This window comes from Pseudomonas sp. C321, from assembly GCF_055407105.1.
The window spans coordinates 558,395-581,662 of the sequence record NZ_JBUZRB010000002.1 but is presented as its reverse complement, the minus strand read 5'-3'; the positions used below and the strand labels follow the sequence as shown (position 1 = coordinate 581,662).

The following is a 23,268-nucleotide window of genomic DNA, read 5'->3' as shown; positions in this document are numbered from 1 at the left end:
GATGTGGTACCAAACAAAAATTTCACGCCGCGTGTTATATGGTAACGAATTGTTTCTTGATGGGCGTTTGGGGATGCGAGTGGATCTGGAAGCTGAAGGCGCTGCCATCGAAGGGCTGCCGCGTTTTCAGCAAGGGCTGTTTCATACCCGGCGGTTAAGACAGGCGGGCATTGGCCTGACGGCGGTGGCTGTCATCGGCTGGATGCTGGCGTTTTTTGTCGCGTTGTTTGCGCCGCTGTCGATCTGGCCGGTGGTGCTGATTAACTGTGCGTCGGCGTTGCTGGTGTTGGTGGCGGGTTTGCAGTCGGCGTGGTGGGTAGCTGACTGGCGCGCCCAGGCGCTGGAAGTGCCCGCGCCTGGGTTGACTGAAACGCTGTCAGCGGTGGAGGAGACGACTTGGCTTGACCGCCAACTGGGGCGCTTGCGCCACAGCGGGGCGGGCCTGCTGGCGCAAATCGGCGCGCCGGTTATGTGGCTGTGCAGCTGGTCATTGCTGGCGTTGGTGAGCATCCAGCAGTTCTGGAACCTGGCATTGCCAGCCGCTGCGGTCGGGCAGGCCGCGAGTGTCGGCGCGGCGCTGGCGTTGATCCTGGCCTTCGGTTTGCTGGTGTTTGAAAGGCGCCTGGCCCAGGAGAGCACTGCCCAATGGCCGGAAGCGGCGCAGCTGGCGCAGTTGAGCCGGGTGGCGATCATTTGCCTGGTGATCAGTGGGATCTGTCTGTTATTTGCCGGTGAAACATCGGTGTGGCCATTGCGCCTGGCGGTGTTGATTGGCCTGTTGCCCGCCTTGGTGGCGCTGGAGTTCCTGCTGCGGGGCGTACTGTCGCTGTTCAGCCCGCGTCAGGCGCTGCTTGAACCGCGCCTGATGGCGCAAAGCTTTATCGCCGGCATGCTGCGTTGGCCACCACAACCCTTGCTGGCCTTGCAGCACGAGTTGCACAACCGCTTTGGCATTGACCTGCGGCAGATCTGGGCCTTTACCTACATGCGCCGCGCGTTTTTGCCGGTTCTGGTGGCGGTGCTGGCGGTAGGATGGTTGCTCACCGGTGTGCATGAAGTCGCCTTACAAGGCCGTGGGATTTATGAACGTTTTGGCAAACCGGTGGAGGTCTTTGGCCCCGGCCTGCATGTCGGCTTGCCTTGGCCGTTGGGCCGTGTGCTTCCGGTGGAAAACGGCGTGGTCCACGAACTGGCCACCAGCGTTGGCGAAACCACCGTCACCGATCTTGCCCCCGCCGAAGGCCCAGCGCCGCTGATCGCCAATCGCCTGTGGGACGCCAGCCATGTGAATGACAAATCCCAGGTCATCGCCAGCAGCAGCGGCGACAAGCAGAGCTTTCAGATCGTCAACATGGATGTGCGTTTTGTCTACCGCATCGGCCTGACCGATCAGGCCGCGCTTGCCGCCACCTACAACAGCGCCGATGTGCCGACGCTGATCCGCAGCACCGCCAGCCGCATCCTCGTGCATGACTTCGCCTCACGTACCCTCGACGAATTACTGGGGGAACAACGCACCAACCTCGCCGACGAAGTGGGCCGGGCGGTGCAGGCTGATCTGCAGAAACTCGACAGCGGTGTGGAGATTCTTGCCACTGTGGTGGAAGCCATTCACCCACCGGCCGGCGCTGCCAACGCTTACCACGGCGTGCAGGCCGCGCAAATTGGCGCCCAGGCGCTGATCTCCCGCGAACGCGGAGCGGCCAGCGAGCAGACCAACCTGGCGCTGCTGCAAGCCAGTGTCGCCCGCGATCAGGCCCAGGCCACGGCCCATGAAGTCAGTGCTGGCGCCCAGGCGGCGGACCTGCGCTTTCGCGCCGAACAAAGGGCTTACAAAGAAGCCGGCCAGGCCTTTGTGCTGGAGCAGTACCTGAGCCAACTGAGCCAGGGCCTGGCCCACGCCAAGTTACTTATTCTTGATCATCGCCTGGGCGCCAGTGGTGCACCGACGATCGATCTGCGTTCTTTTACCTTGCCGGCCGATCCTTCGCTGCCGCGTAAAACCGTTCAATAAGGAGTCTGTCTGTTGAGCGCTCACTCTCACGATCATGGTCACCACCACGGCCACCATCATCACCATCACGGTGACGAACAAGCAGCCGGCCCTTTCCCCTGGCGGCGCATGGCCTGGGCCGTGTTGCTGGTGCTGTTCGCCATCGCCGCGGCTAGCCTGGTGCAGGTGCGCTCCGGCGAAGCGACGGTGATTACCCGCTTTGGCAACCCGTCGCGGGTGCTGCTGGAACCGGGCCTGGGCTGGCGCTGGCCGCAGCCGTTCGAGGCGGCAATCCCGGTGGACCTTCGCCTGCGCACCACCTCCAGCGGTTTGCAGGATGTAGGTACCCGTGATGGCCTGCGGATCATCGTCCAGGCCTATGTGGCGTGGCAGGTTCAGGGCGACGCCGACAATGTGCAGCGCTTTATGCGCGCGGTGCAGAACCAGCCGGACGAAGCCGCGCGGCAGATTCGCACCTTTGTCGGCTCGGCCCTGGAAACCACCGCCAGCAGCTTCGACCTGGCCAACCTGGTAAATACCGACGCCAATCAAGTGCACATCGCCGATTTTGAAGCGCAACTACGCCAGCAGATTGATCAACAATTGCTCACCACCTACGGCGTGCGCGTGGTGCAGGTGGGCGTCGAACGGCTGACGCTGCCCTCGGTCACCCTGGCCGCCACCGTCGACCGTATGCGCGCCGAGCGGGAAACCATCGCCACTGAACGCACCGCCATTGGCAAGCGCGAAGCGGCACAGATTCGCTCCGCTGCCGAGCGTGATGCACGCATCGTCCAGGCTGACGCTACGGTGAAAGCCGCCGACATCGAAGCGCAATCGCGCGTGGAAGCGGCGCAGATTTATGGCCGCGCCTACGCCGGCAACCCACAGCTGTACAACCTGCTGCGCTCCCTCGATACCCTCGGCACGGTAGTGACGCCGGGCACCAAAATCATCCTGCGCACCGACGCCGCACCGTTTCGCGCCTTGGTGGACGGGCCCAAGGACGTCCAGCCATGAGTGACCGTGACACCCCAGACAGCCCATGGATTCAGGCCGGGCGCCTGACCTTCATCGCGCTGTACGCGGTGACCGTGCTGGCAGCGCTGGCTTGGGCATTCTCCAATGTGCGCCAAATCGACCCGCAGAACCGCGCCGTGGTCTTGCACTTCGGCGCCCTGGATCGGATTCAGAATGCCGGCCTGCTGTTAGCTTGGCCGCGGCCCTTTGAACAAGTCGTGCTGCTGCCCGCTGCGGACCGCGTGATCGAGCGTCGGGTGGAAAACCTGCTGCGTTCCGACGCCGCGATCCAGGCCGACCGCGTGGCCAGTTTCGCCACGCCCATCAGTGACGCCCTGGCCGGCTCCGGTTACCTGCTGACCGGTGATGCGGGCGTGGTGCAACTGGATGTGCGGGTGTTCTATAAGGTCACCGAGCCTTACGCCTTCGTATTGCAGGCTGATCATGTGTTGCCCGCTTTGGATCGATTGGTCACACGAAGTGCCGTGGCCCTGACGGCGGCGCGGGACCTGGACACGATTCTGGTGGCTCGCCCCGAACTGATCGGCGCCGACAACCAGGCCGCCGAACGTCGTGAGCGGCTGCGGGGCGATCTGGTGCAAGGTATCAATCAGCGCCTGGCGGATTTGGCCTCCACCGGCTTGGGCCTGGGCATTGAAGTCACTCGCGTCGATGTGCAATCGAGCCTGCCGAGCCCGGCCGTCAGCGCCTTTAACGCGGTACTCACTGCCAGCCAGCAGGCCGATAAGGCCGTGGCCAACGCCCGCACCGACGCCGAGAAGCTGACCCAGACCGCCACTCAGGACGCCGACCGCTCCGTGCAGGTGGCTCACGCCCAGGCCCGCGAACGCTTGGCCAACGCCCAGGCACAAACCGCCACCGTCGCTAGCCTGGCCCAGGTGAAGGATCCCGGCCTGCTGCTGCGGCTGTACCGCGAACGCCTGCCGAAGATCCTCGGCCAAGCCGGCTCCGTGACCACGGTCGACCCTAAAGATGATTCCCGCCTGATCATTCAGGGAGCCGAACAATGACCGCTCATTCTCTACCTTTGGAGCAGGCGCCCATGCTCTCATCGGCCGAACAACGCAGCGCCGCCCGGCAACTGACCTTGGCGATGCTCGCACTGGGTCTGCTCAGCCTGGGCCTGGTCTGGCGCTGGCTGGCGCCTGATCAAACCGGCGTCAGCCAACTGCTGCTGGGTTTTGCCTCGCTGCTGGTGGCGGTGCCGGTGATGCGTTCGGCCTGGTACAGCCTGCGTTACCCGAGCCTGCATGGCATCACTGACCAACTGATTGCCTTGGCGATGCTGGGCGCCTGGGCCACCGGTGATCTGCTGACCGCCGCACTGCTGCCGATCATCATGATCTTCGGTCATGTGCTGGAAGAGCGCAGCGTCATCGGCTCCCAGGAAGCCATTCATGCCTTGGGCAAACTGACCCGCAGCCATGCGCGGCGGGTGCAGGCCGACGGCACGATTGTGGGGGTGGACAACGGCACGCTGAAGACCGGCGATATCGTTGAAGTACGTGCCGGCGACCGGGTGCCCGCCGATGGCGTGGTGCTGTCGGGGCAGGCGAGCCTGGACACTGCGCCGATTACCGGCGAGTCGGTGCCTCTGGAGGCGAGCGTTGGCGTACAGGTCTTTGGCGGGGCGATCAATCTGGACGGCTTGCTGCGCCTGGAAGTGACCCGCACCGGCAACGAGTCGACCCTGGGCAAAGTCATTGCCCTGATGCAAAGCGCCGAGCGCTCCAAGCCGCCGATTACCCGGTTGCTGGAGCGTTATGCCGGCAGTTACCTGGTGCTGGTGTTGTTGCTGGCGGCGGTCACCTGGTTTGTCACCAACGATGCCCAGGCGATGTTGGCGGTGTTGGTGGCGGCATGTCCGTGTGCGCTGGTGTTGTCGGCACCAGCCACGGCGATTGCGGGCATTGCAGTCGCGGCGCGCCATGGGATTCTGATTCGCAGCTCGGCGTTTCTCGAAGAGCTGGCGGACTTGACGTCACTGGTGGTCGACAAGACCGGCACCCTGACCTTTGGCACCTTGCGTTTGCAGTCCATTGAAACCACTGAGCCTGATCGCCAGGTGCTGCTCAACCTTGCCGCCAGCCTCGGTTCGGCCAGCAGCCACCCGGTCAGCCGGGCATTGGCGGGGTTGGCAACTCAGGAACAAATGCTGGCGCTCGCGGATATTCGTGAGCGCCAAGGCCTGGGTGTCGTGGCGCAGACTTCACAGGGTGAAGCGGCCCTCGGTCGGCCTGAGTTGTTCGACCAACTGGGTATCGTCACCACTGCGGTGCCCAACCACGACGGCCCGATTGCCGGGCTGGCGCTCAATGGGCAATTTCTCGCCTGGCTGCTGCTGGCCGACAGCGTCAAACCGGAAGCGCGCCAGGCCATGAAGGAACTGCGAGAACTGGGCCTGGGTCGGCAACTGCTACTGACCGGCGATCGCCAGAGCGTGGCCGATAGCCTGGCGCTGGAAGTGGGCATCAGCGACGTCGAGGCCCAGGCCTTGCCGGAAGACAAGCTCAACCGTGTTATGGGGGAAATCAGCAGCGGTTTCCGGCCAATGGTGGTGGGCGATGGGATCAACGACTCCCTGGCGCTCAAGGCCGGTGTGGTAGGCGTAGCAATGGGCGCGGGCGGCGCGGACATCGCCCTGGCATCGGCGGATGTGGTGCTGATTGGCAGCGACCTGCGGCGCCTGGGCACTTGCGTACGCTTGAGTCGCCAGTGTCGGCAGACGTTGCAGGTCAACGTGATCATCGGCCTGGGCTGGACACTGGCGATCGTGGCATTCGCAGCGTTTGGCTGGCTGGGCGCGGCGGGGGCGATGATTGCGGCGGTGCTGCATAATCTCAGCACCTTGCTGGTGCTGGGTAACGCCGGGCGGTTGCTGCGGTTTCAGGAGCCGTTGCTGAAGCTGGAAGAATGATTTTCAGAAAATATCGAGGTGCTCTGTAACGGCATTCGATGACCTCACTCTAGTGGTATGTCGGGACTGAACAATCCGTTCAGCCGACGCCATTACCGATCATTGAGGAATACAAAAATGAACATCAAAAATGCCATTTCCGGTGCTGCCCTGGCTATCGCTGCCGCCACCATGTTTGCCGGTGTTGCCACTCAAGTACAAGCCGCCGATGAAGCGAGCGTTCATTGCTACGGCGTGACTTCCTGCAAAGGCATGAACGATTGCAAGACCGCTGAAAACGCCTGCAAGGGCCAGGCTGTCTGCAAGGGTCACGGCTTCAAGGCAATGACTCAGGCGGCCTGCGATAAGGCTGGCGGCAAAGTCGGCGAGTAACGGCGAATACGTGATTTCGCAGCGGTGTGCACGTCGCTGCGGACACTTTTCAGGAGTTCGTCATGTCTGCATCTATGCCTTGCCTGGGCTACGGCCTGGGATTACGTAGCGCTTACTACCAGGAGATTCTTGAACAGTCGCCGGACGTGGACTGGTTCGAGATCGTCTCCGAAAATTATCTGGTGCAAGGCGGCAAGGCCTTGTACTACCTGGACGCCATCGCAGAGCGCTACCCGCTGGTGATGCATGGCGTGTCCTTGTCCATCGGCGGGCCCCATGCCCTCGATATCGATTACCTCAAGCAACTCAAGCAACTGGCTGACCGGGTCAAACCTGCCTGGGTTTCCGATCACCTGTGCTGGAGCCGTGGCAACGCCCATCAGTTGCATGACTTGTTGCCGCTGCCTTACACCGAAGAAAGCCTCTATCACGTCGCTGCTCGTGTGCGGCAGGTACAGGAGGTTTTGCAGCGCCCGTTGGTGCTGGAAAATGTCTCCAGCTATGTACGAGCAAAGGCCGATGAATTCACCGAATGGGAGTTTCTCAATGCCCTGAGTCACCTCAGCGGTTGCGAGCTGTTGCTGGACGTTAACAATGTCTATGTCAGCTCCCGCAACCACGGCTTTGACCCCTGGACCTTTATCCGCAACCTGCCGCCCAAGAGCATCCGCCAGTTACATCTGGCCGGGCACATGGATTACGGCGACTACGTGGTCGACACCCATGATCATCCGGTGTGCGATCCGGTCTGGAAGCTCTATCAACAGACCCTTGAACACCTCGGCCCGGTGGCGACACTGCTGGAGCGTGACGACCACTTCCCGCCGTTTGCCGAGTTGCTCGATGAGTTGAACAAGGCCCGTGAGCTGGGCGCAATCGCCCTGGCCAGGAGGCCGTTATGCGCCTGATCGATTGGCAACAGGCGTTTGAACAGCGCCTGCTGAGCAAATCCTCTGCGAGCAGTGGTTTTAATGCCACGTTGATGGGCGGGCCGACGCTGGATGTCGAGACGGGATTGGCGATTTACCACAACGCCTATCTGGAGCGGTTGCAGGAGGTGATGCGTGGGGACTTCCCGGCGGTGTGGCACTGGTTGGGGGACGAAGAGTTTGCCGCGCTGGTGGCGGCCTATATTTCTCGCTATCCCTCGGCACATTTTAGTTTGCGCTGGTTGGGACAGCGGTTCGAACGCTTTATCGGCGAGCATCTGGTTGCCGAGCAAAGTGCTCCGCTGGTAGAGCTGGCGCGCCTGGAATGGGCGTTTACCCTGGCGTTCGATGCGCCGGAAGGTAAACCGCTGACGGTGTCCGATATGGCCGCGCTGACGCCTGAGGAGTGGCCGGGGCTGCAGGTCGAACTGGCGCCGTCGGTGCAGCAGGTGTTGTGTCGCTTCAACAGCCTGGGGATCTGGCGTTCGGTCAAGGATCAGACCGGCTTTCCCGGCAGCCAGGAGCTGCCCTTGGCCGAGGTGTACCTGGTCTGGCGTGACCAACATGTTTGCCGCTACCGCAGCCTGAAAGCGGGCGAAGCCTGCGCCCTGGCCGCAATGGTCACTACCGGCTGGAGCTTTTCAGAACTGTGCGCCGAGTTGGCAGTCAGTTATCAGGAGGGCGCGCCCCTGCAAGCAGTTACCTGGTTGAAACAGTGGGTTCAGGACGGTTTGCTGCAGCTTCGTGCACCATAGAAAACGGCTATTATCGATAGCCTGCTGCTTTTCTTTGGATGGTCTACCCTCATTTCAGACGTCTGAAACAAGGGGGATTATTCATGCTCGCGCAACTTCCACCGGCCTTACAGAATCTTCAGCTTCCACTGCGTCTGCGACTCTGGGATGGCCATGAATTCAACTTGGGCCCGGAGCCCAGCGTCACCATTGTGGTCAAGGACCCCATCGTGGTTTCGCAGTTGGCTCATCCCACGCTCGACTCCCTGGGCGCGGCCTTCGTCGAGGGCAAACTGGAACTGGAAGGCTCCATTAGCGAAGTGATCCGGGTCTGTGACGAGTGGAGTCATGCCTTGATCCATGACGACGAAGAGAGTCGTCCGGTGCGCTCGATCCACGACAAGTCCACCGACGCGGCGGCCATTTCCTACCATTACGACCTGTCGAACGAGTTCTACCAGCTCTGGCTGGACCACGACATGGCCTATTCCTGTGGTTACTTCGAAACCGGCAGCGAATCCCTCGACCAGGCCCAACAAGACAAATTCCGCCACCTGTGCCGCAAATTGCGACTGCAACCAGGTGAGTATTTGCTGGATGTCGGCTGCGGTTGGGGCGGGTTAGCGCGTTATGCCGCGCGGGAATTTGGGGTCAAGGTGTTCGGCATTACCCTGAGCAAGGAACAGCTGGAGCTGGCTCGCGAGCGTGTGATCGCCGAAGGCCTGGAGGATCTGGTGGAGCTGCAGTTGCTGGACTACCGCGACCTGCCGCAGGACGGGCGTTTCGACAAAGTGATCAGCGTCGGCATGTTCGAACACGTGGGCCACGCTAACCTGGCTGAGTACTGCAAGACGCTCTTTGGTGCGGTGCGCGAAGGTGGCTTGGTGATGAATCACGGCATTACCGCCAAACACACTGATGGCCGACCGGTGGGCCGTGGCGCTGGTGAGTTTATCGGGCGTTATGTGTTCCCCAACGGCGAGCTGCCGCATCTGTCGATGATGACCGCCGAAATCAGCGAAGTAGGTCTGGAAGTGGTCGACGTGGAAAGCTTGCGCCTGCATTACGCCCGCACCCTGGACCATTGGAGCGAGCGCCTGGAAGACAACCTGGAAGCAGCGACGAAGATGGTGCCGCAGCAAGCGCTACGGATCTGGAGGCTGTACCTGGCGGGCTGTGCGTATGCCTTTGCCCGGGGTTGGATCAATCTGCATCAGATTCTGGCGGTCAAGCCCCATGCCGATGGCAGTCATGATTTGCCTTGGACGCGAGATGATCTGTACCGATAGTGCGCCTACAAAATCGGTGAAATAAGCCGCGCGACCCGCATGCCCAGTTGTTGCAGGCGGCGGGTCTGGCGGCTTTCTTCCTGGCTGGTTTCGTGGGCCAGGGCGAAGTCGTCCATCAGCATTTTTTCCACTTGGCTGGCAAAGGCCTCATCCACCGTCAGCAACATCACTTCGAAATTGAGCCGGAACGAGCGGTTGTCCAGGTTCGCACTGCCGATGGCGCTGATTTCGCTGTCCACCAACACCACCTTCTGATGCAGAAAGCCGGGCGTGTAGCGAAACACCCGTACGCCTGCGCGCACGGCCTCGATGGCATACAGGCTTGATGCGGCATAGACGATGCGGTGATCGGGGCGCGATGGCAGCAGCACACGCACATCAACCCCGCGTAACACTGCTAGCCGCAGCGCCGCGAACACCGCCTCATCCGGGATGAAATACGGGCTGGTGATCCATACCCGTTCGGTGGCGGCATGAATGGCTTCGACGAAGAACAGCGAGCAGGTTTCATAGGGGTCAGCCGGGCCGCTGGCCAGTAACTGGCAGAGTACGCCGTCATCGGGGTAAGTGTCTGGCAGGATCAGCGGCGGCAGTTCCCGCGCGGCCCAGAACCAGTCTTCGGCAAAGGACTCCTGCAGGCATGCCACCACCGGGCCACTGACCTGGACATGGGTATCGCGCCAAGGCGCGAGCGGAGGCTTCTTGCCCATGTACTCATCGCCGACGTTATGCCCACCGACAAAGCCCACCAAGCCGTCCACCACCACTATCTTGCGGTGGTTGCGAAAGTTGACCTGAAAACGGTTGAGCCAGCCGCTGCGGGTGGCGAAGGCTTTGACGTTGACCCCGGCATCGCGCAATGGCTGTACATAACCGTGGGGTAGGGAATGGCTGCCGATGCGGTCATAGAGCACGTAGATGACCACGCCTTCTGCGGCTTTCTGTTTGAGCAATGCCTGCAACTGACGGCCGAGTTCGTCGTCATGAATGATGAAAAACTGGATCAGCACCGCAGTTTTCGCCCCACGGATCGCTTCGAAAATCGCGCCGAAGGTGGCGTCGCCGTTGATCAGTAACCGCACCTGATTGTTCGCCAGGCACGGCATGCGCCCCAGCCTGGGCATGGCGCGCAGCGAGGCATAGGCATGGGAGTTGCGGGCGGCCAGCGCCTCTTCCACCCACGGACGCCAGTTCAGCTCGGTGATGGCCTTGTGCATTTCCTGGTTGGCCTGGCGGCGTGCCTGTATGTAGGCGTCGAAGGTGCTGCGGCCAAAGATCAGGTAGGGGATTAGCGTCAGGTAAGGAATGAACATCAGGGACAGGGCCCAGGCAATCGAGCCTTGGGCGGTCCTGACGGTCAGCACCGCGTGAATGGCGGCGATGGTGCCCAGGGTATGGAGCAATGCAATCAGGTAGCCGAGCAGGTGTGGGCCAAAAAAATCCATGGACGATGGTACTCCCGATGATTCCATGCCTAACAGACCATGTTCCGGTGCGAATGTCGCTATTTTATTCGCTGTGCAACACTGGCGCTTTTGCGGCGTCTAACGCCGACAATTGCCCAGGAGTTACCCGATGAATGCTCGTCTGCTTGGTTTGGCCATGGTTGTTGGTTTGTCGTTGCCAGTGGCGGCGCAGGCGCAGATGTTGGCGCCGGGGTTGTGGGAATTGACCACCAGCAACATGAAAGTCGATAACCAGAATCTGCCGGACTTGTCACTGATCCTCGGTCAGTTGAAACAACAGATGACCCCGGAGCAACGCGCCATGCTGGAAAAGCAGGGCATTGCCATGGCCGGCAAGGGCGTTCAGGTGTGCCTGACGCCGGCACAAGTGGCGTCTGACTCGATCCCCCTGACTGACCCGCAATCGGGCTGCAAGCAGGAAGTGACCGATAAAACCGGCAACCAGTGGAAATTCCGTTTCAGCTGCCCGAAAGCCCAGGGCACGGGAGTGGCAACGTTCCAGAGTCAGAAGGAATTCACCACCACAGTCAACGGCACCTTCAATGCCACCGGCATTCAGCAGAACGGCAGCCTGGATACCCATGCACAGTGGTTGGGCAGCAATTGCGGGACGGTCAAGCCTCGCGCCTAACGCAGAAAGAGCAAAGGCAAGCCCTGGCAGCTGTCATGTACCCGCTCGTCGTGCCAGGCCAGGTGCCCGGAGACCAGCGTGGTGCTGACGCTGTGGCGAAAGCTGCGTTCGGCGAAGGGCGTCCAGCCGCAGCGGGCGAGAATCGGTTGGCTACTGACGGGTTTGCCGTGGGGTTCGGGTTTGATCAGCACCAGGTCGGCCCAATAGCCTTCGCGCAGATAGCCACGATCAGGGATGGCGAACAGGTCGGCAACCCGATGACTGGTTTTCTCCACCAGGGTGGCCAGCGGCAAGAGGCCGTCGGCCACTAACTCCAACAACGCAGGCATAGCGTGTTGCACCAGCGGCAAGCCCGATGGCGCCTCGCGGTACGGCTGCTGTTTTTGTGCCCAGGTATGAGGCGCATGGTCGCTGCCGATCACATCCAGGCGGTTGCTCAGCAGCGCCATACGCAGGGCGTTGCGGTCGGCGCGGGACTTGATCGCCGGGTTGCATTTGATCTGATGACCTAGGCGCGCGTAGTCGCGGTCATCGAACAACAAGTGGTGCAGGCAGACTTCGGCGGTGATACGTTTTTCAGCCAGGGGTTTGTCTTCAAACAGTGCTAACTCCCGGGCGCTGGTCAGGTGCAGCACATGCAGGCGCGTGCTGTGGCGGCGGGCCAGATCCACGGCCAGGGATGACGAGCGATAGCAGGTCTCGGCGTCGCGGATCAACGGGTGGGCCACGGCGGGGATGTGGTCGCCGAAGCGCCCGCGCAGGCGTCGTTCGTTGGCCTGGATGCTGGGGGTGTGTTCGCAGTGAGCGAGGAGGATGGTTGGTACTTCGGCGAACAGGTGCTCCAGAATCCGTGGATCATCCACCAGCATATTGCCGGTGGAGGCGCCCATAAACACTTTGACGCCTGCCACCTCTCGCGGATCAAGCGCGGCGACGGTGTCGAGGTTGTCATTGCTCACGCCAAAGTGAAAACCGTAGTTGGCCACTGAATGCAGGGCGGCGCGGCGCTTTTTATCGGCCAATGCTTCCAGGGTCAGGGTTGCCGGTTGGGTGTTGGGCATGTCCATGAAACTGGTAATGCCGCCGGCCACGGCGGCGCGGGACTCACTGTAGAAGCTGCCTTTGTCCGGCGCACCGGGTTCGCGGAAATGCACCTGGTCGTCGATCATGCCGGGCAGTAACCACTGGCCCTGGGCGTCGATTTCTACGGTAGCGTTTTGCCCTTCGATGCTTGCGGCGATCTTTTCGATGCGGCCGTTGGCGACCAACAGGTCGGCGTCGAATTCCTGTCCTTCATTTACCAGGCGGGCGTTGCGGATCAGTAGGCGGCTCATGCTTAAAACTCGTTTTGCAGGGCTTTGTAACCACGCACCAGATCAACGTTGGTACGGGCCACGTCCTCGGAAAACTCTGAGGCACTGACGCTCACCGGCGGGAATTGCGACAGGTCGGTGTTGGGGCCGATGCGGGTGGTGGAGGGTACGTAGAAGGCGGCAGGCAAGTCGCGGCCGTCGACCACCGAGTTATGCCGCACCACGCAGCCGTCACCGACCGCACAGTTGAACAGCACGCTGTTGAAGCCGATAAATACTCGATCGCCGACGGTGCAGGGGCCGTGGACGATGGAGCGGTGGGCGATGGAACTGAATTCGCCGATGGTCACCGCCGCCCCGGATTTGGAGTGGATCACCACGCCGTCCTGGATGTTGGAATTGGCGCCGATGGTGATCGGGTCCATATCGCCGTTGGTGTCCACCTCGTCGGCACGGATCACTGCGTAGGGGCCGACAAACACGTTTTCACCGATGATCACCTTGCCGCAGATGATTGCGGTTTTGTCGACGTAGGCCGACTCGGCAATCACCGGGAGATCGCCGGAAGGGTTCTTGCGGATCATGCTTGTTCCTCGACGGGCGCGGTGATGATGTGCACTTGGCCGTCAGCGATGGTGTTGTAGAAGCAGGTGGGCCGGCCGGTGTGGCAAGCGGGGCCCTGTTGATCGACGATCAGCAGCACAGCGTCGCCGTCGCAATCCAGGCGCGCTTCGATCAGTTGCTGGCGATGACCAGAGGTCTCGCCTTTGCGCCACAGTCGCTGGCGCGAGCGTGACCAATAGCAGACCTGCCCGGTGGCCAGGGTTTCGTCGAGGGCCAGGCGGTTCATCCAGGCCAGCATCAGCACCGCGCCGCTGCCGTGTTGCTGGGCGATGGCGGCAATCAGGCCATCGTTGTTCCATGGCAGGGCGTCGAGCACCTGATCGAGGGGAAAGCGGCTGCCGAGGGCCGCGCTTTCCAGATCAAGCATGGTCAGGGTCATGGCTTGCTCAAGGCGTCGTACAAGGTGTTGAGGTTGTATTCGAACAGCCCGGTAAAGGTGCTGGCCGGGCCTTCGGTTGCCAGGGCATCCGAGTACAACGTGCCGCCGATATGGGCGCCGCTTTCGTCGGCAATCTGCTTGAGCAGGCGCGCGTCCTTGATGTTCTCCATGAATACCGCCTTGACCTTGGCCTGACGGATTTGGGTGATCAGCGCGGCGACTTCGGCAGCCGAGGGGTCGCGTTCAGTGGACAGGCCTTGAGGTGCCATGAAGTCGATACCGTAGGCCTGACCGAGATAGCCGAAGGCGTCATGGGAGGTGACGATGCGGCGGTTGCCCAGTGGCAGCGAACCTAACTTGGCCTTGGCTTCGGCCAGCAGGCGGTAGATTTCCTTCAGGTAGACCTGGCTGTTGTGCTGGTAGTCCGCTTTGTTGGCCGGGTCCGCCACGATCAGGGCTTTGGTGATGTTGTTCACGTAGAGTTCGGTGTTGGCCAGGTTGTGCCAGGCGTGCGGGTCGGGGAGGGTGTCGCCATCTTCGTCCATGGTGCGGGGAATTACGCCTTTGCTGGCGGTCACCACTGTGGCCTTGGTCTCGGTGCTGGTGACTAGTCGATCCAGCCACGGTTCGAAACCCAGGCCGTTCTTAATGATCACCTTGGCCGTGAGCAGCGCCTTGGCGTCGTCCGGGGTTGGCTCGTACGTGTGGGCATCGGCGTCAGGGCCGACCATGTTGCTGATCTGGATATGGTCACCGCCAACCTGGTGAGTCATGTCGGCAAGGATGCTGAAACTGGTGACCACCTGAAGCTTGTCCGCCGCCTGGACGGTCGCGAACGACAGCGCCAGCGAGACACTGAACAGCACGAGTAGAGCGCGCATCGGGAAACACCTCATTAGGATGTAAGCAAAGGCGGGCGGCGCAGCAAGCCGTGCACCGGACCGAAGACCACGGACAGCAAGTACAAGCCGCCAGCCACCAGCACAATCGCCGGGCCGCTGGGCAGCGAGTAGTAGAACGACAGCAACAAGCCAAGCCACACCGACAGGCATCCCAGCACGGCCGATACCACGATCAACACCGGCAGGCGCCGGCTCCAGAATCGTGAAGCCGCTGCTGGCAACATCATCAAGCCGACCACCATCAAGGCGCCGATGGCCTGGAAGCCGATCACCAGGTTCAGCACCACCAGGGTCAGGAACACGCCGTGGGCCAGCGGCCCGAGGCGGCTGATGGTTTGCAGGAATAGTGGGTCGAGGGTGTCCAACAGCAGCGGTTTGTAGATCAACGCCATGGCGATCAGGCTGAAGCCGGACACCCAGATCATGCCGGTGAGAGTCGGGCCGTCCACCGCCAGGGCCGAGCCGAACAGCAGGTGCAGCAGGTCCAGGCGCTTGCCGGCCATGCCGAGGATTAGTACGCCGCTGGCCAGGGAAATCGGGTAGATGGCGGCGAGGCTGGCGTCTTCGCGAAGGCCGGTGCGGCGGGTGATCCACGCGGCCAATCCAGCCATGCTCAGGCCTGCGCCGAGGCCGCCGATGGTCAGGGCGGGCAGGCTGAGGCCGGCGAACCAGAATCCCAATGCCGCACCGGGGAGGATGCCATGGGCCACGGCGTCGCCGATCAGACTCATGCGGCGCAGGATCAGGAACACGCCGAGTGGGGCGGTGCTGCAGGCCAGGACCAGGCCGCCGAGCAATGCGCGGTGCATAAATACGAAGTCGTTGAACGGCATCCATAGGTGGGCGGCGATGTGCATCAGGCCACCTGCATCTGCGGTTGCTGACGGATCAATTCGTTACTGGGTGCCAGGACGCACCCGCTGTTTTTGATCTGCAATGCCTGGGGGATGTGTTGGCGCACAGCGGCCAGGTCATGACACACCACCAGCAGCGTGCGGCCTGCGGCGTGCCAGGCGTGGATGTGTTTCCACAGTAATGCTTGGCCGTCTTCGTCGAGGGCAGCATGGGGTTCGTCGAGCAACAGCACAGGTGCTTCGGCCAGGCTCATGCGAGCGAGGAGGGCGCGTTGCAGTTCGCCGCCGGACAGGGCCATCAACGGGCGATGCTCCAGGCCGCTGAGGCACCAGTCGTCCAGTACGGCTTGGAGGCGTTGGCTGCGTTGTTGCGGTGTTTGTTTGCTGCCCCAGAAGCCGGCGGCCACTAATTCTTGCAGGCTGATCGGAAACTGGCGGTCCAAGTGTTGCTGCTGTGGCAGGAATGACAGACTGCCGCGCCGGGGAGTTTCCAGTACGACTTTTCCGGCCAGGGGTTTCTGCAAGCCAGCGATGACTTTCAGCAGGCTGCTTTTGCCGGAGCCGTTGGCGCCGATCACACCGGTGAGGGTGCCTTTGGCCAGTTCGAAATCCACTGCGGGTGTCAGTGGCTGGCCAGGCGCCCCCCAGCGCAACGCTTTGCAACTGATCATGCGGATGCCCTCGTCCAGCGGCTTTCTGCTACAGCGTCGTGAGCGTGCAGGCTTTCGGCGTGGACCACTTTCAAGTGGAAGGCGTGTACCGCGTCTGAACGTTTCAGCGCCAGATTCAAGCGGCGGGCTGCGTCCTCACAGAACATCAGGTTCTGGCCGTTGGCCAAGGCGAAGGCTTGTTCGTCGGCCCGCTTCACGGCGGTTTGCACGGCGGTGCCGAGAGCGGCTTCGGCGGCATTGATCAGCTCAATCAGCGGCAGGTTGTGAGTGTTGCTTTGCAACTGCACCTGCAATTGCGCGCTGCTGCGCTGGCTGTGGGGTGTGGCGACGATGCCTTTCGTGCTGCCCAGCCAAGCCAGCACGTCCTCGTGTTGCAAAGGGGTGTTGGCGAAATCATCGACAAATTGCTGCTGAATCAACTGCCTGGCGAGCGCGGCCGAGCAAGGACAGGTTGACGAGTAGGTAACGTCAATTTTTAGTTCCACGTGGAACATCTGATTTTCAAAACGCGCCTCGATGCTCACCGGATAATTTTTCCAGCCAGCCAAAGGACTGACCAGGGCGGGGCGTTTGAGCAGTAAATCTGTGTGAATACGCAGGCTGGCGTTATGGGACAGACCTTCATGGCTATCGAGGAAGCGCTGCAACACTTGACGCAACAGCGCCGGTGTCAGGCTTTCTTGTTCAAGCATTTCCAGCGCCAGATACAGGCGCGACATATGAATGCCGCGCGCCTCACTGTCGTCGAGGCTCACGCCTGCATCGGCCTTGGCATTCAGGCGCTGGCCGTCGATCAGGACAGGAAGGGCAATGCCGCACATGCCCACCCAGTCCAGTGGCAAGGCTTGGCGTGAAGCCTGCGCGGCGATATCCGGCAGAGTCAGCGCATTCATGAGCAGGTCCATCGTTGGGATTAAAAAGACATGTTATATTATAACTATTACGGCGACGATGGTTTTTCTGCGCCGGTCTTTTAATCAGTTATGTCGAACACGGACGCTCCTTTATTTGCGGTGTAAGTCATGCACAGACGTCAACTCCTCAACCTGCTGCTGGCCAGTGCAGTATTCGCTTTACCCTTCAGTGTTTCTGCCACGCAAATCCGCAATGCCCGGCTCTGGCGCTCGGACGAAAAACTGCGGGTGGTGTTCGATCTCAGCGGCCCAGTGCAATACAAGACCTTTTCCCTGACGGCCCCCGAGCGGCTGATCATCGACCTTAGCGGCGCTGGCCTGAGCGAAGATTTCAGCCAACTGGCCCTGAGCAACAGCGGCATTACCTCTATTCGCTCGGGACATTTCGGCAAGGGCGACACGCGGATCGTCCTCGATCTTGCTGCGCCGATGCAGCTCAACAGCTTTCTCTTGGCGCCTCAGGATGGTCAAGGTCATCGCCTGGTGCTGGACTTGACCAGTGCCACGAAAGCGCCTTTGCTCATAGCTGCTGCCACAGCGCCGCTGATTGCTTCGGTGGGTAAGCCTCACCTGAAGCGCGACATCATCGTTGTGGTCGACCCCGGCCATGGCGGCAAAGATCCAGGTGCCATCGGCTCAAAGGGCGAGCGAGAAAAAGACGTGGTGCTGTCCATCGCCCAGTTGCTGGCCAAACGCTTGAAGCGCGAGAAGGGCTTCGACGTGAAACTGGTGCGCAACGACGACTTCTTCGTGCCACTGCGCAAACGGGTGGAGATTGCCCGCAAGCACAACGCCGACATGTTCATCTCGGTGCACGCCGATGCGGCGCCCCGGCTCTCGGCGTCTGGCGCTTCGGTCTATGCATTGTCAGAGGGCGGTGCGACGTCGGCAACGGCGCGCTTCATGGCCCAACGGGAAAACGGCGCTGACCTGCTGGGCGCCACTAGCCTGCTGAGTCTCAAGGACAAGGACCCGATGTTGGCAGGGGTGATCCTCGACATGTCGATGAACGCCACCATCGCCGCCAGCTTGCAACTGGGCAGCACCGTATTGGGCAGTCTGGCGGGCATCACAACGTTGCATCAAAAACGTGTGGAACAAGCCGGATTCGCCGTGCTCAAGTCGCCGGACGTGCCGTCGATCCTGGTGGAAACCGGCTTTATTTCCAACCCCCGCGACAGTCAGCGACTGGTCACCCCCCGTCATCAACAGGCGGTGGCGGATGGGTTGTTTGAAGGTCTGCAGCGCTACTTCCAGAAGAACCCGCCAGTGAACAGCTACATGGCCTGGGCCCAGGAGCAGAAAAAAGGCCAGGTTTAACAGCCGGTAATACGGCTGTAGGTGAACTTGGCGCTGGACCCTCCGGAACTGGAGAACCGGTTGAGGGTGGTCCAGCCCACTCGCCGGGTATAGAACACGTATTTCATAGCGTTTCTCGGAGTGTCGATGGCCCCAGCATTGCGCCCTTCGTCGTGGTGGGCAAGGAGGGATTGGCTTATTTGTGTTGTTATAATATAACATCAAAAAACAGCCTGACCCGTGAACCTCTCCCAATGACCGAGCAAGACCTCCTCACCCAATCGTCCGCTGATTACATGAATGAAGCCCAGCAAGGCTTCTTCCGCGAGTTGTTACTGGCGCAGCGTAATGAGCTGCAAGCGCGCATCGATGCCGAGTTTATGGTGCTGCGTGAGCAAGAACCCAACAGCGACCCAGCGGATGTTGGCAGCGCCGAAGAACAGCGCCAATGGCAACTGCGCCTGCTGGAGCGGGGGAAAAAGCTGTTGGACAAGATCGACGAAGCTCTGGAGCACCTCGCCCGCGGTGAATACGGCTGGTGTCGCGAAACGGGTGAGCCGATCGGCCTCAAGCGCCTGTTACTGCGTCCCACGGCCACCCTGTGTATCGAAGCCAAAGAACGTGAAGAGCTGCGCGAACGCCATCAACGGGCGATTTGACCGGCCAACCTGATGAGGAATACCTGATGCCCAACCGTCTCCCCGTTACTGTGCTCTCCGGCTTTCTCGGCGCCGGTAAAAGCACGCTACTCAACTACGTCCTGCGTAACCGCGAAAATCTGCGGGTGGCGGTTATCGTCAACGACATGAGTGAAATCAACATTGATGGCGGCGAGGTCCAGCGCGATGTCATCCTCAATCGCGCCGAAGAAAAACTGGTAGAGATGAGCAACGGCTGCATCTGTTGCACCTTGCGTGAAGACTTGCTCATCGAAGTCGGAAAACTCGCCAAGGAAGGTCGTTTCGATTACTTGCTGATCGAATCCACCGGCATTTCCGAACCGCTGCCGGTAGCCGAAACCTTTACCTTCCGTGACGAAGACGGCCAGAGCCTGGCGGACATCGCCCGCCTCGACACGATGGTCACCGTCGTCGACGGCATGAACTTCCTGCTCGACTACCAGGCCGCTGAAAGCCTGGCGTCCCGAGGCGAAACCCTCGGTGAGGAGGACGAGCGCTCCATCACCGACCTGCTGATCGAACAGATCGAATTTGCCGACGTCATCCTGATCAGCAAGATTGATCTGATCAGCAGCAGCGAGCGCCAGGAGTTGATGGCGATCCTGGCGTGCCTCAATTCCCAGGCGCACATCATCCCTATGGTCATGGGCGAAGTGCCGCTAGCGGAGATTCTCAATACCCGCCGGTTCGACTTTGAACGCGCGGCCCAGGCGCCAGGCTGGTTGCAGGAGCTGCGCGGCGAACATGTGCCTGAAACCGAGGAATACGGCATCGCGTCCACCGCTTATCGAGCCCGTCGCCCGTTCCATCCCCAACGCTTTTTCGACTTTATCGACCGCCCGTGGGTTAACGGCAAATTGCTGCGCTCCAAGGGTTTTTTCTGGTTGGCCAGCAAGCACCAGGACGCGGGAAGCTGGTCCCAGGCCGGAGGCTTGATGCGCCATGGTTTTGCCGGACGCTGGTGGCGCTTTGTGCCGAAGAACGAGTGGCCACAGGACGAAGAAAATGTCGCGGCAATCATGGGCAACTGGCAGCTGAGCACCGGAGACTGCCGTCAGGAACTGGTGTTTATCGGGCAGAACATCGATTTTGCGAGGATGACTACTGAACTGGACGCTTGCCTGCTGACTGATGAAGAGATGGCCTTGGGCGTCGAAGGCTGGCGCTTGCTGGCTGATCCCTTTGGCCCTTGGTATGAGGAGGCTGCCGCCTGATGCTTGCCCCAATAATGAAATTGCGTCCGGTGATCCGCCAGAGCCTGGGGGAAACCCCGGCCGTGCTGACCGACATCCTGGAAGACGGCGTGAACCTGGCGCTGTGGCAGCGTCAGTTGCCGCTGCATATCGCCGAGTTCGGCACCTTGCTGCTGTCGCGGAATGAGCCGTTGGCCGAATCGTTGGTCGTTGAACTGGCCAGCGAAGATGACGAGCCAAACTTGCGCGGTTTGGCGTCGAATTTCAGCGATCTTGAAGGCTACGAAGGGTTTATCGCCGATGTGTCGTGGCTGATCAGCGGCTTTTCCTGTTTGCTCGGTGCCAAGCGCATTGGTGTGCGGTTAAGGCTGTTGGACAAAGCCATGTGCCCGCGTTTTCACGTCGATCATGTGCCGGTGCGGCTGATCACCACTTACGCGGGGATTGGCAGTCAATGGTTGCGGGAAGGGGTCATGGAACGGCGGCACCTGAGTCAGGCAGACGCAGAACCCGAGCACCACATCGAGCAAGTCCATTGCGGGGAAGTCGCCCTGCTCAAAGGCGAAAAGTGGCACGGCAATGAAGGGTTCGGCCTGATCCATCGCTCGCCGCAGCTGACGGGTGATCAACGACGGCTGATTCTGACGCTGGATTGGTTGGCGTAACCGGGTAGGATCAAACGTCTCTACACGGTCAGAATGATGTCCAACATGCTGCAGAACATTCCTACCCACGTGATTGCCGGCCCTTTGGGCGCCGGTAAGACCAGCCTGATCAAACACCTGCTCAGCCAACGCCCGGCCAACGAGCGCTGGGCGGTGTTGATCAATGAGTTTGGGCAGATCGGCCTGGACGCGGCACTGCTGACCCGCGATGACGACGGTATTGCCTTGGGCGAAGTGGCGGGCGGTTGCCTGTGTTGCGTCAATGGTGTGCCGTTTCAGGTAGGACTGGGCCGTTTGTTGCGTAAGGCAAATCCGGATCGGTTGTTCATCGAACCGTCTGGGCTGGGTCATCCGGCACAACTGCTCAAGCAACTACGCGAAGCGCCATGGCAGGACGTGCTGGCGGTCCAACCCTGTGTGCTGGTGCTGGACGCCCAGGCCCTGGCAGCGGGAAAACCGCTGCCGACCGCACAACGCGAGGCCCTGGCCAGCGCCGGTTTGCTGGTGTTGAACAAGGATGAGGGGCTGAGCGCCACGCAGCGCACGATGATTGCAAGTCAGTTACCGGCCTGTCCCGTTTACTGGACGCGTCAGGCGCACGTGCCTTTGGCGCAACTTCCGGGTCTTTCAGCACAGGCCGGTGCCGCTGTGGATAACTTCGAGGTGCCCAAGGGCGTGACGCAGATACCGGCGATCTGGAGCGATCCGGCCGTGCCGATCTGCCTGAGTCAGGCCCAGGAAGGTGGCTGGAGCATTGGCTGGCGCTGGCATCCGAGCCAGCAATTGGACCCGCAGCGTGTGCGGCAATGGCTGGAAGCGCTGGACTGGCGGCGGGCCAAGCTGGTTATCCACAGCCCTGCTGGTTGGGTTTCAGCCAACGCTGTGGATAACATCACGATAACCTGGCAGCCCAGTGAGTGGCGTCGGGATTCGCGGGTTGAGCTGATTTTCAGCGAGGCGCAGGACGTCGTCAGTTTACAGCGCGGATTGGCCGATTGCCGTTACTGACGGCCCTTGCCGTGCTCCTGGCGCCACTGGCTCATCTCAATCACCTCGGCGCTGGGCAGTGGCGTCTTGATCTCGAAGGGGTAGGGCGCCAGTTCAATCTGCGCACTGTGGGCGCCGAACTGGGTGATGGTCCCAGGGTGTCGCGCCTCACCGGTCACGGTGAACTCAAAGTTGTAGACCCGCGCCAACCGCCGACGACCGTTGGCATCTTTCACAAAACCGATGCGTTTCAACGCCACGGCGCCATCGAGCAATTCGATATCGAGCTTGGCGCAATGCTGCTTGACCCGTTCCAGCGCCCGCTCGCGCAGGCCGTGGTTGTGCCACACCCAGGCGGCAGCGGTCGCCAGCAGTATCAGCACGAAGATATTTCCCAGGGTCAGCATTCGATGAACTCCAACAAAGTATGACCAGCTTAACTGCGTCTCCGGTCTGTCGTACAGGCTGCGTTTAGTCGCATACTGCGCGGCCTGAATTTCAACGGTTTTATGGAAATCCCCTGCATGAAACGTACGCCTCATCTGCTTGCGATCCAGTCCCATGTGGTCTTTGGCCATGCCGGCAACAGCGCTGCTGTGTTCCCCATGCAGCGGGTCGGTGTGAATGTGTGGCCGCTCAACACGGTGCAATTCTCCAACCACACGCAGTATGGCCAGTGGGCGGGCGAAGTGTTGGCGCCGCAGCAGATTCCTGCATTGGTCGAAGGGATCGCGGCCATTGGCGAACTGGGCAACTGCGATGCGGTGCTCTCGGGTTACCTGGGTAGCGCGGCCCAGGGCCGGGCGATCCTCACCGGCGTGGCACGGATCAAGGCGATCAACCCCAAGGCTTTGTACCTGTGTGATCCGGTGATGGGCCACCCGGAAAAAGGGTGCATCGTGCCGCAGGAAGTCAGTGATTTCCTGCTGGACGAGGCCGCCGCCATGGCTGACTTCCTGTGCCCCAACCAGTTGGAACTGGACAGCTTTGCTGGCCGCAAGCCGCAGTCGCTGTTCGATTGCCTGGGCATGGCGCGGGCGCTGTTGGCTCGTGGGCCGAAAGCGGTGCTGGTCAAGCACCTGGACTACCCCGGCAAACTGCCGGACGGCTTCGAGATGCTGCTGGTGACTGCCGAAGGCAGTTGGCACCTGCGCCGGCCACTGTTGGCGTTTCCTCGGCAACCGGTGGGCGTGGGCGACCTGACGTCAGGCCTGTTCCTGGCGCGGGTGTTATTGGGAGATAGTCTGTTGGCAGCCTTCGAGTTTACCGCTGCTGCGGTGCATGAGGTGCTGTTGGAGACTCAGGCCTGCGCGAGCTACGAGCTGGAACTGGTGCGGGCCCAGGATCGAATTGCACATCCACGAGTGCGCTTTGAGGCTACGCCGATAGGGCTGTAGATACTCTTGTTTAGCGGT

Annotated in this window: 24 protein-coding genes and 1 pseudogene; 15 read left to right on the top strand and 10 right to left on the bottom strand. The window is 61.2% G+C overall.

What is annotated here, in order from left to right; all coding sequences use genetic code 11:
- Nucleotides 1–73 precede the first annotated feature (73 nt).
- From hflK (ACZRJ6_RS08675) to cfaB, 8 genes are all read left to right on the top strand, one after another.
- The gene (gene hflK, locus ACZRJ6_RS08675) at nt 74–2,014 is read left to right on the top strand and encodes a protease modulator HflK (RefSeq protein WP_463967538.1); all 1,941 of its coding nucleotides are present in this window, start codon (nt 74–76) and stop codon (nt 2,012–2,014) included.
- 9 nt (nt 2,015–2,023) lie between these two features.
- On the top strand, nt 2,024–3,013 hold the full coding sequence (gene hflC / locus ACZRJ6_RS08670) for a protease modulator HflC (protein ID WP_463967921.1): 990 nt from the start codon (nt 2,024–2,026) through the stop codon (nt 3,011–3,013).
- On the top strand, nt 3,010–4,044 hold the full coding sequence (gene hflK, locus ACZRJ6_RS08665; protein WP_463967539.1) for a protease modulator HflK: 1,035 nt from the start codon (nt 3,010–3,012) through the stop codon (nt 4,042–4,044). Before hflC ends, hflK (ACZRJ6_RS08665) begins: the two co-directional genes overlap by 4 nt.
- Entirely contained in the window at nt 4,041–5,951 is a 1,911-nt protein-coding gene (locus tag ACZRJ6_RS08660) for a cation-translocating P-type ATPase (RefSeq protein WP_463967540.1), read from the top strand. Before hflK (ACZRJ6_RS08665) ends, ACZRJ6_RS08660 begins: the two co-directional genes overlap by 4 nt.
- A gap of 117 nt (nt 5,952–6,068) precedes the next feature.
- The gene (bufA2, locus tag ACZRJ6_RS08655; RefSeq protein WP_149412501.1) at nt 6,069–6,323 is read left to right on the top strand and encodes a BufA2 family periplasmic bufferin-type metallophore; all 255 of its coding nucleotides are present in this window, start codon (nt 6,069–6,071) and stop codon (nt 6,321–6,323) included.
- 62 nt (nt 6,324–6,385) lie between these two features.
- Nucleotides 6,386–7,231, top strand: coding sequence for an MNIO family bufferin maturase (bufB, locus tag ACZRJ6_RS08650; RefSeq protein ID WP_463967541.1), 846 nt, complete (start codon nt 6,386–6,388; stop codon nt 7,229–7,231).
- Nucleotides 7,222–8,007 (top strand): HvfC/BufC family peptide modification chaperone, encoded by a 786-nt coding sequence (locus ACZRJ6_RS08645; protein ID WP_463967542.1) that lies wholly within the window; start codon nt 7,222–7,224, stop codon nt 8,005–8,007. Before bufB ends, ACZRJ6_RS08645 begins: the two co-directional genes overlap by 10 nt.
- Nucleotides 8,008–8,090: 83 nt before the next feature.
- Nucleotides 8,091–9,275 carry a C17 cyclopropane fatty acid synthase CfaB gene (cfaB, locus tag ACZRJ6_RS08640; RefSeq protein WP_463967543.1) on the top strand — a complete coding sequence of 395 codons (1,185 nt, stop codon included), beginning with the start codon at nt 8,091–8,093 and terminating at the stop codon, nt 9,273–9,275.
- A 5-nt stretch (nt 9,276–9,280) separates the two neighbouring features.
- Here cfaB and cls read toward each other — a convergent pair whose 3' ends face one another.
- Nucleotides 9,281–10,720 carry a cardiolipin synthase gene (cls, locus tag ACZRJ6_RS08635; RefSeq protein WP_463967544.1) on the bottom strand — a complete coding sequence of 480 codons (1,440 nt, stop codon included), beginning with the start codon at nt 10,718–10,720 and terminating at the stop codon, nt 9,281–9,283.
- 130 nt (nt 10,721–10,850) lie between these two features.
- Here cls and ACZRJ6_RS08630 point away from each other — a divergent pair, with 130 nt between their 5' ends.
- The gene (locus ACZRJ6_RS08630) at nt 10,851–11,372 is read left to right on the top strand and encodes a DUF3617 domain-containing protein (protein WP_149412506.1); all 522 of its coding nucleotides are present in this window, start codon (nt 10,851–10,853) and stop codon (nt 11,370–11,372) included.
- On the opposite strand, the gene ACZRJ6_RS08625 is transcribed toward ACZRJ6_RS08630, so the two are convergent.
- Genes ACZRJ6_RS08625 through folE2 form a run of 7 tightly spaced genes read right to left on the bottom strand, consistent with a single transcriptional unit; the run spans nt 11,369 to nt 17,008 of the window.
- Nucleotides 11,369–12,706: a dihydroorotase gene (locus ACZRJ6_RS08625; RefSeq protein WP_463967545.1), complete on the bottom strand. Its 1,338-nt coding sequence runs from the start codon at nt 12,704–12,706 to the stop codon at nt 11,369–11,371. The genes ACZRJ6_RS08630 and ACZRJ6_RS08625 overlap by 4 nt on opposite strands.
- Nucleotides 12,707–12,708: 2 nt before the next feature.
- Nucleotides 12,709–13,269 carry a gamma carbonic anhydrase family protein gene (locus tag ACZRJ6_RS08620; protein ID WP_463967546.1) on the bottom strand — a complete coding sequence of 187 codons (561 nt, stop codon included), beginning with the start codon at nt 13,267–13,269 and terminating at the stop codon, nt 12,709–12,711.
- Nucleotides 13,266–13,688, bottom strand: coding sequence for a phosphoribosyl-AMP cyclohydrolase (hisI, locus tag ACZRJ6_RS08615; RefSeq protein WP_463967547.1), 423 nt, complete (start codon nt 13,686–13,688; stop codon nt 13,266–13,268). The genes ACZRJ6_RS08620 and hisI overlap by 4 nt, the downstream gene beginning before the upstream one ends.
- Complete coding sequence (locus ACZRJ6_RS08610) at nt 13,685–14,569, bottom strand: metal ABC transporter substrate-binding protein (protein WP_463967548.1); 885 nt, start codon at nt 14,567–14,569, stop codon at nt 13,685–13,687. Before ACZRJ6_RS08610 ends, hisI begins: the two co-directional genes overlap by 4 nt.
- Before the next feature lie 14 nt (nt 14,570–14,583).
- Entirely contained in the window at nt 14,584–15,447 is an 864-nt protein-coding gene (locus tag ACZRJ6_RS08605) for a metal ABC transporter permease (protein ID WP_463967549.1), read from the bottom strand.
- The gene (locus ACZRJ6_RS08600; protein ID WP_463967550.1) at nt 15,447–16,115 is read right to left on the bottom strand and encodes a metal ABC transporter ATP-binding protein; all 669 of its coding nucleotides are present in this window, start codon (nt 16,113–16,115) and stop codon (nt 15,447–15,449) included. The genes ACZRJ6_RS08605 and ACZRJ6_RS08600 overlap by 1 nt, the downstream gene beginning before the upstream one ends.
- Nucleotides 16,112–17,008, bottom strand: coding sequence for a GTP cyclohydrolase FolE2 (folE2, locus tag ACZRJ6_RS08595; RefSeq protein WP_463967551.1), 897 nt, complete (start codon nt 17,006–17,008; stop codon nt 16,112–16,114). The genes ACZRJ6_RS08600 and folE2 overlap by 4 nt, the downstream gene beginning before the upstream one ends.
- 129 nt (nt 17,009–17,137) lie before the next feature.
- Between folE2 and ACZRJ6_RS08590 the strand changes: the two genes are divergently transcribed.
- Nucleotides 17,138–18,349, top strand: coding sequence for an N-acetylmuramoyl-L-alanine amidase (locus ACZRJ6_RS08590; RefSeq protein WP_463967552.1), 1,212 nt, complete (start codon nt 17,138–17,140; stop codon nt 18,347–18,349).
- Here ACZRJ6_RS08590 and ACZRJ6_RS08585 read toward each other — a convergent pair.
- Nucleotides 18,346–18,450 (bottom strand): annotated as a pseudogene (locus ACZRJ6_RS08585) (glutamine synthetase); the annotation flags it as partial. The gene ACZRJ6_RS08590 and the pseudogene ACZRJ6_RS08585 overlap by 4 nt on opposite strands.
- A gap of 132 nt (nt 18,451–18,582) precedes the next feature.
- On the opposite strand from ACZRJ6_RS08585, the gene dksA reads away from it, so the two are divergent.
- The 4 genes from dksA to ACZRJ6_RS08565 are packed head-to-tail and all read left to right on the top strand — an operon-like array spanning nt 18,583 to nt 21,874.
- Nucleotides 18,583–18,987 (top strand): RNA polymerase-binding protein DksA, encoded by a 405-nt coding sequence (dksA, locus tag ACZRJ6_RS08580; RefSeq protein ID WP_463967553.1) that lies wholly within the window; start codon nt 18,583–18,585, stop codon nt 18,985–18,987.
- A 26-nt stretch (nt 18,988–19,013) separates the two neighbouring features.
- Nucleotides 19,014–20,222 (top strand): zinc metallochaperone GTPase ZigA, encoded by a 1,209-nt coding sequence (zigA, locus tag ACZRJ6_RS08575; protein WP_463967554.1) that lies wholly within the window; start codon nt 19,014–19,016, stop codon nt 20,220–20,222.
- On the top strand, nt 20,222–20,866 hold the full coding sequence (locus ACZRJ6_RS08570) for a DUF1826 domain-containing protein (RefSeq protein ID WP_463967555.1): 645 nt from the start codon (nt 20,222–20,224) through the stop codon (nt 20,864–20,866). The genes zigA and ACZRJ6_RS08570 overlap by 1 nt, the downstream gene beginning before the upstream one ends.
- A gap of 45 nt (nt 20,867–20,911) precedes the next feature.
- Complete coding sequence (locus ACZRJ6_RS08565; protein WP_463967922.1) at nt 20,912–21,874, top strand: CobW family GTP-binding protein; 963 nt, start codon at nt 20,912–20,914, stop codon at nt 21,872–21,874.
- On the opposite strand, the gene ACZRJ6_RS08560 is transcribed toward ACZRJ6_RS08565, so the two are convergent.
- Nucleotides 21,868–22,260 (bottom strand): DUF3301 domain-containing protein, encoded by a 393-nt coding sequence (locus ACZRJ6_RS08560; protein ID WP_463967556.1) that lies wholly within the window; start codon nt 22,258–22,260, stop codon nt 21,868–21,870. The two genes, ACZRJ6_RS08565 and ACZRJ6_RS08560, sit on opposite strands and share 7 nt — an antisense overlap.
- Nucleotides 22,261–22,377: 117 nt before the next feature.
- Between ACZRJ6_RS08560 and pdxY the strand changes: the two genes are divergently transcribed.
- Nucleotides 22,378–23,250 (top strand): pyridoxal kinase PdxY, encoded by an 873-nt coding sequence (gene pdxY / locus ACZRJ6_RS08555; RefSeq protein WP_149412519.1) that lies wholly within the window; start codon nt 22,378–22,380, stop codon nt 23,248–23,250.
- Nucleotides 23,251–23,268 lie beyond the last annotated feature (18 nt).